Here is a 15,619-nt window from a genome sequence, read left to right as displayed (position 1 = left end):
ATGTTTAAGCAATTTGATGAATATAACAGTCAGCTATTTGAACAATGTCCGATTGGGCTAGTACTATGCCGAACAGATGGGACGCTAATTAACATTAATTCTGCCTATGCTGCCATTTTGGGGCGCACTGTTCCAGAAACTCTGAATCTGTGCGATCGCCAGATTAACCCTGAAAGCTATACTGTTGCTGACCGATCTAGCCTAGAGAACCTAGAAAAAACTGGTCGCTACGACCCTTATGAAAAGGAGTTAATCCACAAAGACGGGCATTTGGTTCCGGTTAGAATCTCTGGACTGATGATTGAGAAAAATGGAGAGCAACTAATTTGGTGTAGTGTGGAGGACATCAGCGACCTTCGACACGCCCAGCAAGAACGCCAACATACTGAACAAATTCTGAAACAGAGTGAAGCCCGATACCGCTCTCTAGTCACAGCTACCGCACAAATTGTTTGGGTAAGCACACCAGAAGGAATTTGTTTTGAACTGGCAAGCTGGATAGCTTATACAGGTCAAAGTCTAGCTGAAGCTGAGAATGGGGGCTGGATTGATGCCGTTCATCCTGACGATCGCGCCTACACCGGAGAAGTCTGGAGTGCTGCGGTGGCAAACCAGAGGATGTATCAAATTGAATACCGAATTCGTGGCAAGGATGGCAACTATCGCTACTTCTGGGTCTGGGGTGCGCCCGTTCTCGAAGAAGATGGCAGTGTTCGGGAGTGGATTGGCATCTGCACTGATATTCACGATCGCAAACTGGCAGAAGCCGAAAAGCAGTATCTCGAACAACGGTATCGCTCTTTACTAACTGCCACTTCCCAAATGGTCTGGACGGCATCGCCGGAAGGAATGGTCAATGCTGAAATAGCCGGCTGGGAGGCATATACAGGCCAGAGTGCAGCCGAAATGATGGGCTGGGGCTGGTTAGATGTCATGCATCCCGATGACCGTCCCCGCAGTGCCGAAGTTTGGAGTGCTGCTGTAGCGAACCGGAGTCTTTATCAACTTGAATACCAGATTCGTGCCAAAGACGGTACTTATCGCTACTTTTTTGGCAATGGAGTTCCGGTTTTAGAAGCAGACGGCAGCATCCGCGAGTGGATTGGTACTTGCACCGATATGCACGATCGCAAGGTAGCAGAACAAACTCTGCAACGGAGCGAAGAACGGTTTCGCTCTCTGGTGACTACGATCTCACAAATTGTCTGGGTATGCACAGCAGAAGGACTGGCGGTGAGCGGTGAAATGCTTACCTGGATGGCGTACACGGGTCAGAGTGAAGCCGAAGTTGAGGGCTTGGCTTGGATTGACGCTATTCATCCCGACGAGCGCGATCGCACAGCCCAAGTCTGGAATGCAGCGGTGGTCAGCCAGAGCCTCTATCAAACCGAATATCGGCTGCGTGGCAAGGATGGCAGCTACCGCCACTTTTCTGTCTGTGGTGCCCCCGTCGTGCAAGCAGATGGTAGCATCCGCGAGTGGATTGGCACTTGCACTGATATTCACGATCGCAAGGTAGCAGAACAAACTCTGCAACGGAGCGAAGAACGGTTTCGCTCTCTGGTGACTGCCACCTCACAACTTGTCTGGGTTGCTACCCCTGATGGACTGGCTGTGAGCAGTGAAATGCTCACCTGGATGGCGTACACTGGCCAGAGTGAAGCCGAAGTTCAGGACTGGGGCTGGATTGATGCCATTCATCCTGACGATCGCGATCGCACAGCCCAAGCCTGGAGTAATGCTGTGGCGATGAATCAAAGCCTTTATCAAACCGAATATCGGCTGCGTGGAAAGGATGGCAGCTACCGCCACTTTGCTGTCTGTGGTGCCCCCGTCGTGCAAGCAGACGGTAGCATCCGCGAGTGGATTGGTACCTGCACCGATATTCAGGATCGCAAGCTAGCAGAAGCGGAAAATCAACGGTTGATGAATATGTTGAATCATTCCAGTGATGCTGTGATTGTCCGCGACTTCGCCGACAAAATCACTCACTGGAGTCAGGGGGCAGAACGGCTCTACGGCTGGAACTGTGAAGAAGTGAAAAACCAAGACATCATTCACAACCTACTACACACAATCTTTCCAAAACCGCTAGAGGAAATTCAGACAGAGTGTTTACAGCAGGGCACTTGGGAAGGCGAACTGCAACACCTCACCCGCGATGGCAGATATATTATTGTCCAGAGTCGCTGGACAATGCAACTGGATGCATCGGGTCAACCCTGTGCCACGCTGGAAATTAATACCGATATTACTGCTCGCAAACAAGCAGAAATCGCTCTACGGCAACTGAATCAAGAACTAGAAACCAGAGTTGTAGAGCGGACAGCTGCCCTGCAAAATACCTTAGCAGAAACACAGGGATTAAATGCCATTCTAGATAACTTAGCAGATGGTTTGTTAGTGGCAGACACCGCAGGACAAATTACTCACTTCAATCCTGCCTTTTTAGCCATGTATGAATTGACAGCTAGTGATCTCAACTGTCACTACCGAGAACTACCGGTATCTGGTTTAGCAGAATTAGTTGCACAAACTCAGTCTCATCCCAAAGAGGTGTTCTCTGCTGAAGTTGAACTGACCAAGGAACGCATTGGTCAAGCAGTGGCGACCGCCATTTTCAAAAAGACGACAGATCGAGAACCCGCTATCTGCTTCGGTTCGGCGCTGCTGATTCGGGATGTGACGGCAGAAAAGGAGATTGACAAGATGAAGACTGATTTCATCTCCACGGTTTCCCATGAACTGCGAACGCCACTGACTTCTGTTCTGGGTTTTGCATCGATCATTAAAGAAAAGCTAGAAACCGATGTGTTCCCAATACTTCCGACTGAAGACCGCAAGCTTCAGAAAACCATCAAGCGGGTGGGTGACAATCTCAATATTATTGTGTCGGAAGCAGAACGACTCACGTCTTTAATTAACGATGTTCTAGACATCGCCAAGATGGAAGCAGGTAAAGTGGAATGGCAGATGCAGCCTATTGATCCCAGCGAATTACTGGATTGGGCCACCAATTCCACAGCCTCGTTGTTTCAAACCAATGGCTTACAGTTGGTCAGCGAGATTGAACCTGGACTGCCTCAGATATTAGGCGATCGCAACCGTCTGCTGCAAGTTTTAATCAACCTAATTTCCAATGCCGTTAAGTTTACCGAATCTGGTTGTGTCACCTGCCGCGTCAAACAAGGAAATGATGGTGTTTGTATCAGCGTCATCGATACAGGTATTGGTATCGCACCTGAAGATCAGCCGAAAGTATTCGAGAAATTTCGCCAAGTTGGCGACACTCTCACCGACAAACCCAAAGGCACTGGTTTAGGACTGCCCATCTGTAAACAAATCGTCGATCATCACGGTGGTAGAATCTGGGTTGAGAGTGAATCAGGTCATGGCAGTACATTCTCGTTCATCATTCCCACCTACGCCAGCGATCAAAAAACCACTACTAATCTGAATCTGGATACGCTAGTCAAACAACTCAAAGAACACGTCATCACCACAAAAACTGTGCTGAACGAAAACCGTAAAACCATTTTAGTTGTGGATGATGACGCTAATATTCGAGAACTGCTTCGTCAACAACTGGAAAACGAAGGCTACAACGTCCGGGAAGGAAAGGACGGCGTGGATGCAATTCATCAAATCAAAACAGCCCGTCCCGATCTGATTCTTTTGGATGTAATGATGCCCCAAATCAACGGCTTTGATGTGGCAGCCGTTCTCAAAAATGATCCCCAGACCGCAGACATTCCGATCATTATTCTGTCAATTATTGAAAACAAAGAACGGGGCTATCATATTGGCATCGATCGCTATCTCACCAAGCCCATTGACACAGGGAAACTCCTCAACGAAATAGGCTCACTGCTTTACCAAGGCACTTCTAGTAAAAAGGTATTAGTTGTAGATAAAAATGCATCAGCCTTAAAAACCCTATCAGATGTATTACAAGCTCAGGGATACAGCGTACTTGAAGCCTCCAATCCGCAGGAATGCATTAATAAAGCCCTGTCAGCCAAACCTGATATGATCATCATCGATTCTATCTTTTCTCAAGAAGCCGATTTGGTGAAAACTCTACGGTTTGAGAAGGATTTGGAAAATGTATTCTTTATTATGCTGTCTGAACAGTAATCGCTGGGATTGGGGATTGGGGACTGGGAAAATTTAGTGGAACCTTACTATATAATCTAATCCCCAATTCCTAATCCCCAGTCCCCAATACAACTCTTGGGGAGGCTGCGCCAACGGCTTTTCTACGAGACGCTACGCGAAAGCTCAGTACAAGTCCCCAATCCCCATTACTCCTTATCCCCAGAGGGAACCCCACCTTCCCCAGTCCCCAATTCCCAATCCCTAATCCCTAATCCTTATGACCCAGAAAATTCTAATTGTTGACGATGAACCCAATATCTTGATTTTGATGGAACAAGCCCTAGAAGCATTAGAAGACGAGGGCGTTGAACTTCTCACTGCTAGAAATGGAGAAGAAGCTCTCGAAACTATTAAAACTGAAAAACCAAATCTAGTTTTTCTTGATGTGATGATGCCTAAAATGAATGGTCTGCAAGTCTGTCACATTGTTAAACACGACTTACAAATGACTGATGTCTACATTGTGATATTGACAGCTAAAGGACAGGAATTTGATAAACAAAAAGGAATTGAAGTTGGTGCAGACTTATATCTAACTAAACCATTTCGACCCAAAGAAGTACTTGAAAAATCAATGCAGGTATTGGGTTTTTGAGGAAAGTGCTGATCGACCATTTATAAAGTAAAAATAAAATTACAGGACTTACGCATTGACAGGAAAGAGCAAATGTGGGTGATTTTAAAAACCCTACCTACAGTATTGAGGATATCAATTGGGTTCGTCAGCAATCTCCATCTGTGCAGCAACTTCAGCGATCGCTAATCAAACTCAGGAACAGGTAGAACAGGGTAATCCCATTTTGTTGTTAGTTGAAAACTCGGTTTCAGGTGTAGAAATCAAAGCAGATCATGAGGGTGAAAGTTCCGCCGCGCCTGTCCCCAGTGCGAGTAGCAATCGCTTTCAACGAAGAGGCAGGGGGCAGGGGGCAGGGGGAAAGACAAAAAAAGTATATTTTTATACTGTTTTGTCTTTGAGTAAGTGAAAATATCTATCTAAAGACAGTTTTGAGATAGTCAAGCAGCAAATATGCTACTAATGTCAATCTAGATAAGCTCTGCTCAATTTCTAGCAAACTGAGGCAGGATCTCAATAGATGTGATATCTATGCCAACTTCTTCATATTCAGTTCTCGATCCTTATATTGCTGCGGATTTGAGAGGTGATTTAGATAAACAAAATATTCTAAATTTTCCGATTTCGACTTTGAGTCTTGCCATCAAAGCGAATATTTATTACTTTGGACATCCGGAATGGGCAAAAAACTATTTTGAAAACTGCCATCGGGATCAAAAATTCAAGTCCTGCTGGCAGGCGGCGATGGGGAGTTGGGATCAGAAAATTGTTGTAGACATTGGTTGTGGTCCGGGCAATTTGTATGCAACGCTTGGGGGGAAACCACAATTGTTAATTGGTGTAGATATTAGCGATGGCGCATTGTCTATGGCTCAACGTCTTGGCTATACACCAGTGAAGGCAGATGCACATCAACTTCCTTTCATTGACAATTTTGCTGATGTTGTTGTACTCAATGCCACACTGCATCACTGTGACAACATGGAAGTCGTGTTGGAGGAAGCAGCGCGTTTAGTTCGTCCAGGGGGCATTCTAATCACAGATCATGACCCTCAGTTGACTGCCTGGAACTTCCAGGGATTAGGTTTGTGGTTATGGAATTTCCGCTTATGGCTATATCGGCTAATCAAGCGAGGAGGTCATACTTCAGCAGTAGAGCAAACTTGGGCATTAGCAACTGAGGTTCATCACCGACCTGGGGATGGAGTAACACCAGAGCTTTACTACAAAGTTCTGGTATCCAAAGGCTTTCATGTCAAAATTTATCCCCATAACCATACGGTTGGTGCAGAAGTATTACTTGGCAATTATGGTAAATCTAACAAGAAGTACCGCTTGGCTCAATTATGTTCTGGTATCAATCCTAATTCACCACTTGCCGCCTTATCGCTGATGTGTGTTGCCACACGCCATGTTTGACACAAACTAGGCGTGTGAAAATTGGAAATAATCACATTCAGTAGACCAAAGTCGTTATTGGGACATCTTCTGGCGCACTATTCCATGATGTCAAATACCTGACTTTTCACGTTATCGATACTGTTGGCGAAGGCAATACATACTTGTAGTTGTAAGTAGTACGCAATAAAACCTTCAATCTGCCGTTGCAGCTTTTAGTTGTAACACTCTGCTAATACTAGGTCTGCGGTCAAATCCAGCATCGAGGAAATCACTGATTTGATTGGTTCCGTCCCCTGAAACACAGATTCTTCATATAGGCAACAAAACACATCAGCAATCAGCCGATGGAAGTACATCGTAGCCCCATTTGGAGGCTGCGGCATTCCACCGTTCAATAGCAATTCTTCTTTCCTTTGCTGATAATAGTTTTAGAGGTAATTATTCAAGAGGTTGATTGTGGTCTTTGCTCAAACCAGTCCCCCAGATGTAATAACCACTCGCCTGACGTTAGACGAGTATCGGGCTATGGAAGAAACCAACTCAGAACGCCATGAATACCGCAACGGAGAGGTTATTACTATGTTGGGAGGATCAGTTACTCACAGTGCGATCGCCAGCAACTTCTTAATTTACTTGGGGTTTTTACTGAGGGACACCGATTTTCGTTTGTATAACAGCGACTTGCGAGTTTGGATTCCTGAATATCAGTGTGGGACTTATACCGATTTGATGGCTGTTAATGGCGAACCAGAGTTTAATGGCACTCGTAATGATGAAATTCTGAATCCAATACTGATTGTCGAAGTTTTATCGCCCTCTACTGAAGCTTATGATCGAGGGGGTAAGTTCAGAAAATATCGCTCTATTACCAGCTTTTGTGAATATCTGCTTGTGAGTCAAACTGAACCCTACATTGAGCAGTATCATAACTTGGATCGTAACAGTAATGATCGCTGGCTATGGCAAGTTCACTCTCACCTTGAGCGAACAATTATGCTGCACAGTTTAAACGTAGAAATTCCCCTGACTGAAATCTATCGTCGGATTAATTTTTAAGGCTGCTTAACTCTCTGACAATAATACCGACAGAAATTTTCATGAATCAATCTACCAATCATATTAAATTGCTTCTGAATTATGATTTCTGAGTGATGAATTTTTATGATAAACTCTGTCCTCTGAATATTATTAGTGAAACTTTTCTATACATGTTTGACATATTAATGACACAGTATTGACATAGATATAATTAACAATTCAAAATTCAAAATTGAAGAAATTTTGAGTTTTCTTGAAAGAAAATGTTTAACTAGAAAAAATTAAGCTGCATTTATTCTGTAAGAGGTCTATTGATTACGTTGTCCACTTAAAAAGTATGTATAAATAACTATGCTAGCGCCACTAACTATCAAAACTAAAACTGATGGCACTAGCGGTATCCAGACTCCTTGGAGCAACAGACCAAAGGATACACCATATAAAACGCAAACAGTTGTCACTCCTGCCAATCCAAATTTTAACCATGATCGAAATTGCCAAACAATTATGCCTCCAATTAACGACCAACCCCATACCCAAATAAATTCACTCCACTTTGGTAACATCCACAATAGTGGACGATTATCTAAAACTGCACTGAGAATCTGACTCACCATCTGTGCTTGAAGCATGACCCCTGGCATCTGATTATACGACCACTGACTGGCGCTATATGGTGTAGACCAATAATCATGAAAACTTTCAGCACTTGTACCAATGAGAACAATCCGATTTTTCACTAAATCAGAAGTGAGTTTATTGTTCAAAACATCTGCTAGAGTGACTTGTGTAGCAGCTTGATGGGAAGAGCGATAATTAAGTAGCACTTGATGACCTAAATTATCGATTCTGTGATAGCCGCCGCTATTTGACTCTAAGTTTTTAAAGACAATATTGCCAAACTGCCAGTTTTTTTCTGTGGTCAGTTTGGACTGAATACCAAGAGCAAGCAAGTAACGATTTGCTAATTGAAAGCTAAAAGATTTATCAACGTTGCAGGGCGATGCAGGAGCCATAGCCAATATTTGACGGCGGATAATGCCATCGGGATCGGGTATAACGTCACTAAAACCCAAGTTTTGTTTTGGAACTTCAGGGGGTGGTGAAACACCACTGCTTTTGTTTTCCTCACTAACTTCGCAAATTGCAAAAAAGCGATCGCTCTTTTGCATTACTCTAGATAATTTCTTATACTCTGCTCCTACGTGATTTTCACGGTAGATATCTAAGCCAATGACTCGTGGTTGAAACTGCTCTAACTTTTCTACAACTTGAGCTAGGGCGTGGTCTGATAGTGAAGCTCCACCTCTTTCTTTGGTTGGTTGCGATCGCACATCAGCTTCAGTGACGGTAACAACTAAAATGCGTGGATCTTGTCCTTCATCAGGTCGCGATCGCATCATGGCATCAAAAGCCATAAGCTCCCATGACTGCAATATGCCAACGGAGCGCATCCCCATGATCAAGGCAGTCGTAACTATACTGACTTTGAAAATTGTCCTAATAATATTTCGGCTGTGCCAGCTAGTAGGTTGAGAGTCTACTTTGTTCGCCAACACCAACGACATCGCCGTTGGATTTTGACAAATAACTGGTAGCCAACTAGCACAGGGAAAACTGCTTTCTAGACCCTGCAACTTTTCTATAGCTTCCCGCATTGCCAAATGGCAAGATTCTCCATTAGCAAAAGCCTCTAGAAAGTGCTTTAAAAATTCTTGAGCAACCCGATCTGGTACTGCTTCCCGCATGACAATCATTTGGGGAATGTGCAGCGATGCCAATTGTCGTACTAATCCTAGTCCATCACAACAGTTAAAAATTGCCAATTGCAAACCCCTAGCGATCGCTGCTTTCAGTCCATTTTTTAACTGAGAAATTGTTAAACTATCAGTTTGATTGATATAAATTTGACCTATTTCACCATCAGCTTGACTCGAACCATGTCCGGCAAAAAAGAGAATATCCCAGCCTTTCTTGTCCCAAAGCCATTGATCTAACTCCCTGCGCTGTGGCTCAACCAGAAAAACAGTCTCCGTTTCTGGTAATTGTTCAAGTATTGCCCGGTCTTGTTGAATATCAATTCCTTCACTATTACCAAGAATAGCTAATATTCTAATTTTGTTTGTAGTAGGTTTACGTAATAGTTTAACTTCATCTACTTCAGGAGTGCTTAAACCAAATACTGCCTTATGGTAATCCTCAAAGAAATCCCATAAATGCCAGGGTAGCCGACGAACTTGGTCATCTTCCGTTTCTAGAATGATCCGAATTTCTTCATGAGGATTTAGCTTAGTGCGTAATTTCTGGTCAATGTTGCGAAATAGCTCAGATTTTAGCCAAACATTAATTTCATTTTGTAAGTTGTTACATAAATTACTAAACTCAACAGAGGAAATATTAGTTATATCTTCTGTATCAATTTCAATACCTGCATCGTTTGCCATATTTCTATGCCAACGTTGACCAGGGAAAAGAGTCTCATGCAGCAACAAATAGAGTAACTGCCAACGTCTGTAGAGTTCTATAAGTTCTGGAGCCGCAGGCAAGCTACCTGTAAATTGTATCGGGATAGGGTTGCTATAGTTGTACAACTGTGCTGTAACGGTAGCAAATCCCTGCTTCAAGTTACCCTTTCCTAAGTTCAACACGACTAATTTAGTCATGGCTATCAGTCATCAAGTGCTTCCAGTAGAAAATCTTCCTTTATACTGACATTACCCTGAGCAACTTGTATACTAAAGCGAATTCCAGGAAAAGATTTAAATTTTTTGAGTTGAATATAATTATCGTGACTTCTGGAAATGACTTCCTGAAGAATTGTCCCTGTTTGTGAAAGCAAAATTAGTCTGAGATTAGGTATTAAGTAAGGTTCTCCATTTGCTGGATGTAACTGTACGCGCAGACCGATTTTGCCATCAACCTCTGTTTTAAGACCAATTAACAACACAACTGCACTACCCCCAAGTTCCATCCCTAAATCAATTAGCTTGGCTCGTTTAACATATCCCTCATTCAACCCCAAATCACTTCTGAATTGCACAGCTAAAGTTTTTTGTTGTGGTGATAACAAAGTATCCAAATTTTCCCAACCCATACTAAAGATATTTTGAAACCATAAACTCAAGTTACTATCTATAGAGTAGTAGGCTTCAACTTGATTATTGTTTTGCTTTTCCAACCTTCTCTGATAAAGGTACTGCCGAAATTCATCCACCGCCAAAAATGCCCCCCACAGATCAAAGGGGACATTAAGTCTCGGCGAAGAAAAAGTCCACTTATTTAATTGTTCTAGTAATTGCTCTGCTTGCGCTTTTGACAAAGTGGCTAAAGATTTAATCTTTGGTATCTTGGGAGGACAAAGTTCTTGGGCTACCCACATCACATTTAAGTCTGCAATCAAATACTCTACATCTAAACAATAAGTTCGATCCGTTGGGTCATAAATAGCTTGCTCCCGAATTTGTTGATAGTTAGCATAACCCGATATCCGCAGCCAACCTTCTTCTAGGTTTAACTGCACTGCTAGATAGTAATGGGCTGACCAACTAGGAATATCAATCCATTCTTGGGGAATCCGAAACTCTGGAAAGGAACTTTTATCGCTGGGAATTAAGGCTAATCGAGTCTCACCTAGAGTTAACACAGAGCCATTTACTAATTCCCAAATACTCGGTAATTCAGCTTTTGGAAAGCATAATCTAGGTATTACTTGCAAATCTGAGTCTTCTTGCAACCAATTTAAAAAAGCATTTAATGATAAATGATTTAGGTAAGCATTCCAGCGAGCAGATGTGTTTGAGTAAGACTCTTGCATCGTTTCCTGCCATGCAGTTTCTTGCTCTTGCTTTGATATATCTAAACATAAATGCTCAGGATAGATTAGAGTCAAATCATTTAAGTCAATTGTCATAATATTAATTCCTAGTCCTAATTAAAAATTTATCTTTTAGCCATTCATCTACAAAATTAGCTAGTTTATTGCTGGCTACTACTAAAGAATTTTTAGGTAAACCAATATCTAGTTCTAGTTGGTACATAAAAGCTTCTCTCAAATTTTCATTTACTTCATTTCTACTAAAAGACACCTTCAAAGTTGGATGTGCCAACTTTTTATCTATTTTTTCTTGGTCTATCAACCCCAATTCCAAAATACCTATTTTATCTTCAATCTGCCATTCTTGAGTAATTTTATCTAAAGCAGATTTACAGATTTTCTGACAGTGTAACTGTAAGCATTCATCCAATGATTCTTTGATAATTTCAATATCTTTGTCTTCATTCAAACAAATTTCAGGATAAATTTTCTGAGATTCTTTAATGAAGTCTTTTAATAGTATTTTATTATATCTTGCTAAATGTCTAGCTACTTGATATTGTTTCTGGAGTTCAGGATATTTATTTTTTAAAACTACTGCCATCTCACTTTGAGTTAAGTTTAATCCTAGTGATAGTATTAACATTATTCGGCTAGTCTCTGAGATAGCTGAAAATAAGCTTGAAACAAGTGAACTTACTTGCTGCCATTCTTCTTCTTGAACAAGATTATCTAAGGCAGTATACCGACTATCAGTTAAGTTTTCGTAGTTTTCTAAAGGCAGAAAAGACTTTGTTCGGTAATCACGAGCAGCTTGGATACAAATTTCTAATATTTCTTGAATTCTATCCTTTGAAACTGGTGCTTCCAGAAATCCTAATTGATTACACCGTTCATTATATAATGATGCAATTGCCTGAAAACATTCGGCGCTAGGTGTTTCTAAACTACGACTTCCTTGCCTTTGGTTCGGTTGATAAATTTCCTCTAAGCATTGCCAAGTTAGACAATATAAGCTAACACGGTTCTGATTTATTCCTTTTATAGTTAAAGCTTCCTGCATCTCTTTTTTAGTCAAATCTTTTAAAAGACCATAGTTAGAAAATTTTTCTCTTTTACCTTCTAAGTCTTTCTGATAAATGGTATTACTAATAAAACGGATAATAGATGTTTTTGCATAACCTTCTATATTGCTTTGAGAATAGTTTAAATTAAAATTTTTGAGGAGTTTAGCTGGAGGGAAGATAGCAGAGTTAGCGATTTGGAAGTATTCTTCTAATGGATATTTATGCTGGATAAATTTAAATCTTTGATAGCTTTTTCTAGCTGCCCAAAGACAAGCTTCCTGTAAGTATGCAGATAAATGTTTCTCTGCTCTAGAAGAAGAGTTTGATATTTTTTCTGCGGATGATATAGAAACACGAAGCTTTTGTTTATCCTCCGTTTGAGAAGAAATTTTAGGTAAATCTTCCTGTGATACCTCTCTAAGGATTTTCAGAAAATAACGTGCCCAATATTCTTCTTTAGCATCTGGCTCTAACTGCGTTAAAGAACTTATATCCCGTTCTAGGTCTATATCAACTTGCCAAACAAAATTAAAATCTCTGTGGTCATTTCTTAAGCTGAGGAAACTTGAAAATTGTTGGATGATACCTTCACGTTTTTTCATAATTTTTTCGGCATTTTACATAAACTAATCAAAGAAATTTTTAATATTATCTGAAATAACTTTTTAAGATATATTTATTGTTTTTATATCGTCAGAGTCATAAAGGAAAGGTTAAAATCAATCTGAGATTAGAGTATGGCGATCGCACCATATCAACCAACAAGAGCAATAGATTCTCAATAAAGTCTAATTTAATATCATTAAGTTATACTTATTGCCAAAGGTTTCGCCATCACCGTTAGTAAGTTTTGTCTGCGACACGCTAGTGTAGCTTGCTTTACTGTAGAGGTACGAGGGTAACAGCCTGTTGTAGCCATCACTTTGAGTTCTGCAAACTAAACCAAGCGAGAAATGCTGATTATGAGCGTTGCTTCTTAATCTTGGCCGTGGTCAAGAGTAATTTAGATGCGTTTGCTCTGGAAATTCCGAGTAAAGCTGTTGTAATTCACTGTTTGGGGAGAAGTTCAACTCCGTTTATTATACCTCTATACTTCTAATGGGTATTAAACAAATCAATTTATGCAATTTTCAAATAAAAATTGTATAAATTATCTATGTGATTTTAAATGGTTGTATCCTGGTTTGCTGCCAAGTTGTAACTATCAGACAGAATAGGTGAAGACGAGCGCATTTACTGATCTATCAGCTGCCACGCTCTCTCTTAACAATCATCGAACAGAATTCACAGATGCATAATTTGATTTCTGTCATACCCATTTAAGATATAGAAGTAAAAAATCCTCATCTGAATTTCCGTTTGACAAGATTATATTTTTCTAAGCTTGACACCAATGGTAAGATTGTCAATAATTTGAGGATATTGAGTATTTATATCTGATTATGAAACTAAAAAATATACAGAAAATATTTTCTCTATCTCAAAGTAAATTTGCGATCGCTCTACTTTTGGCACTGTTTAGCTGTACTAGTTATCCTTTAATATTGATAGCAAAGTCTCAGCCACAAACTAGCAGTGGTAATCAACCACCACAAGACGGATCGAGTAGAGGTAGACCTACTCAACGAGGAGGAGCAGGTAGCCGTGGTAACTGTCCATCTGTGGAAGTACCACTTATAGCCTTAATACCTGAAAAAACAGTAAGCTCAGTTGTTGAAGCGAATCCCACCTTTTGGGTGTTTGTACCCTATCAACTTAAAGATGTACCTAGCGGAGAATTTGTCTTGCAAGATGAAGCAAACAATGACATTTACCGGGCTTCTTTTACCCTACCTGAGATACCAGGTATTGTTAGCTTTGCTTTACCATCAGCCGTACCTCTAGAAGTTAATAAAAGATACCAATGGTACTTTAAAGTTTATTGTAATCAACAAAAATTCGACTCTGTATTTGTGCGCGGATGGGTACAACGTATAGCACTAAAGTCTGACCTGGAAAGGCAGTTAAAAACAGCTACCGCAATACGCGATCGCATTCAAATATATATTCAAAATGGTATTTGGTATTCAGCACTGACAGAGTTAGCAAAACTCCGCTTTATTGAACCTAAAAATGCAACTCTAGACAATGAATGGGCTAGTCTACTGAGAAATATCGATTTAGAAAATTTGTCTCAAAAACCTCTTGTGGGAGAAGTAAAAATTAAACAGTAGTGGCGCACAGATGCCCCTACTAATTGTTCTTTATGCTTTTTAAAGCCAGTTTCCGACCAAAATATATGGCGCCCATAAATAAGGAATTTCATAATCAATCAATAGCTGAATTTGAGCGCGACGAACAGCTTCAGCTTTAGTTACTTTACTATTGTCTAATTCTTGATAAAACTTACTCATAAATTGAGCAGTAGATTTATCATCTACCGCCCACAACGTTGCCAAGGTACTCCGAGCGCCTGCACGGACTGCTATACCAGCAAGTCCTAAAGTAGCTCGTTTGTCTCCTTGAGCAGTTTCACAAGCACTTAAGACAAGTAGTTCAATAGCGCTAGACTCTCTTTGTCCACTGAGTCGAATTAAATTATCAAAATCCTTAGCTTTTAATAGTTGTTCCCAAGTTAAAATAAATGTTTTATCGGGATTAGAACTAAACTCGCCATGAGTTGCTATGTGAACTACTGTATATGGTATTTTTTTTATTTGATTCTGTAAATTTATTTTGGTAAAGGCTTGATTAAATAGTTCTGCATTTCTAGGTATAGCTGATTGGATTTGTTGTAATTCAACTTCTACATTCTTGAGTTTAGGAAATGAACGTCCTTCAATTTGGCGTTGCTCACCTACCCCAGCAATTAATCCATTTATCTGCACTTTTTGTAAAGATTGTGGTTCAACTAATTGTAAACCTGGAGCTAAGGATATAGCATATTTTTGAATTAAATACTTCTGGTTTTTCTGATCGTATAAAACTGCCATTGGAATATTCCGTAAGGCACCATCTAGTACAAATACTAGGGTTTTTATATTCTTTTTTTCTAATTCATTTTCTAAAGGTTGAATTAGCCAACTATAAACCTGCTGAGATAATTTATTAACATCGTTGATCCTATCTGGTTCTCTCAAATATTTTTGTAATTTTTCTAAAACACTTTCAACGTCTCTAGATTTTTTATTAATTGTGTAATGAGATAATTCAGTTTGATTTGGTAACTTGAGAATAATGTCTAGATGGTCTGCCAAAATAATGGGATAAATTACTGCTGCGGTGCCATCCGTTTTATCAACTACCTCATCAATTTGTTCGGGTACGGCTTTTAAACAAGCTTCTCGGAAGAAGTTTTCTAGTTCAGCTAGTTGGAGTGTTTCAAGTATGCCACGAGCCTGCTTTAAATTTTTTTGACTAATGCTTTCTTTTGAAGTAACTGTAGATGAAGGTTGCAAAAGTAAATTAACTAATTGTCGGTAAACTGGTTCTATATTATCCCGAAAGGAAAACTGTACATCTGGATTGAGAGTAATTAAATCATTGCGTAAATATTTGAGAGTATTTACCGCTTCAGTGTAGTTAGCG

General features: G+C 40.5%; 11 protein-coding genes. 6 read left to right on the top strand and 5 right to left on the bottom strand.

All coding sequences use genetic code 11. The features are described 5' to 3' along the window. From V7L07_RS03655 to V7L07_RS03640, 4 genes are all read left to right on the top strand, one after another. Complete coding sequence (locus V7L07_RS03655; protein WP_335055162.1) at positions 1–4,137, top strand: PAS domain S-box protein; 4,137 nt, start codon at positions 1–3, stop codon at positions 4,135–4,137. 238 nt (positions 4,138–4,375) lie between these two features. Then, positions 4,376–4,753 carry a response regulator transcription factor gene (locus V7L07_RS03650; protein WP_179066360.1) on the top strand — a complete coding sequence of 126 codons (378 nt, stop codon included), beginning with the start codon at positions 4,376–4,378 and terminating at the stop codon, positions 4,751–4,753. Between the two features lie 118 nt (positions 4,754–4,871). Then, positions 4,872–5,141, top strand: coding sequence for a hypothetical protein (locus tag V7L07_RS03645; RefSeq protein ID WP_335055160.1), 270 nt, complete (start codon positions 4,872–4,874; stop codon positions 5,139–5,141). A 122-nt stretch (positions 5,142–5,263) separates the two neighbouring features. Beyond that, a complete protein-coding gene (locus V7L07_RS03640) occupies positions 5,264–6,151 on the top strand; it encodes a class I SAM-dependent methyltransferase (RefSeq protein WP_335055158.1) in 888 nt (295 codons plus the stop codon). A gap of 194 nt (positions 6,152–6,345) precedes the next feature. Here the strand turns inward: V7L07_RS03640 and V7L07_RS03635 are convergent, their stop codons facing one another. After that, complete coding sequence (locus tag V7L07_RS03635; RefSeq protein ID WP_335055156.1) at positions 6,346–6,516, bottom strand: hypothetical protein; 171 nt, start codon at positions 6,514–6,516, stop codon at positions 6,346–6,348. Between the two features lie 73 nt (positions 6,517–6,589). Here V7L07_RS03635 and V7L07_RS03630 point away from each other — a divergent pair, with 73 nt between their 5' ends. Next, positions 6,590–7,189, top strand: coding sequence for a Uma2 family endonuclease (locus V7L07_RS03630; protein WP_335055153.1), 600 nt, complete (start codon positions 6,590–6,592; stop codon positions 7,187–7,189). A gap of 290 nt (positions 7,190–7,479) precedes the next feature. On the opposite strand, the gene V7L07_RS03625 is transcribed toward V7L07_RS03630, so the two are convergent. From V7L07_RS03625 to V7L07_RS03615, 3 genes are read right to left on the bottom strand one after another with little or no spacing between them, the layout of a single operon-like run. Next, positions 7,480–9,834: a CHASE2 domain-containing protein gene (locus tag V7L07_RS03625; protein WP_335055151.1), complete on the bottom strand. Its 2,355-nt coding sequence runs from the start codon at positions 9,832–9,834 to the stop codon at positions 7,480–7,482. 5 nt (positions 9,835–9,839) lie between these two features. After that, positions 9,840–11,081 carry a DUF1822 family protein gene (locus V7L07_RS03620; protein ID WP_335055148.1) on the bottom strand — a complete coding sequence of 414 codons (1,242 nt, stop codon included), beginning with the start codon at positions 11,079–11,081 and terminating at the stop codon, positions 9,840–9,842. Positions 11,082–11,085: 4 nt separating this feature from the next. Further along, complete coding sequence (locus V7L07_RS03615) at positions 11,086–12,654, bottom strand: sigma-70 family RNA polymerase sigma factor (RefSeq protein ID WP_335055146.1); 1,569 nt, start codon at positions 12,652–12,654, stop codon at positions 11,086–11,088. An 840-nt stretch (positions 12,655–13,494) separates the two neighbouring features. On the opposite strand from V7L07_RS03615, the gene V7L07_RS03610 reads away from it, so the two are divergent. Continuing rightward, a complete protein-coding gene (locus tag V7L07_RS03610) occupies positions 13,495–14,265 on the top strand; it encodes a DUF928 domain-containing protein (RefSeq protein ID WP_335055144.1) in 771 nt (256 codons plus the stop codon). Positions 14,266–14,304: 39 nt separating this feature from the next. Here V7L07_RS03610 and V7L07_RS03605 read toward each other — a convergent pair. After that, the coding region (locus tag V7L07_RS03605) for a CHAT domain-containing protein (protein WP_335055142.1) at positions 14,305–15,619 on the bottom strand (1,315 nt) is incomplete at its 5' end.

Origin of the sequence: Nostoc sp. (assembly GCF_036916985.1) — a bacterium.
Classification (GTDB): Bacteria; Cyanobacteriota; Cyanobacteriia; order Cyanobacteriales; family Nostocaceae; genus Nostoc.
The sequence above is the reverse complement of the archived record's forward strand: the minus strand, read 5'-3'. Positions and strand labels throughout refer to the sequence as shown.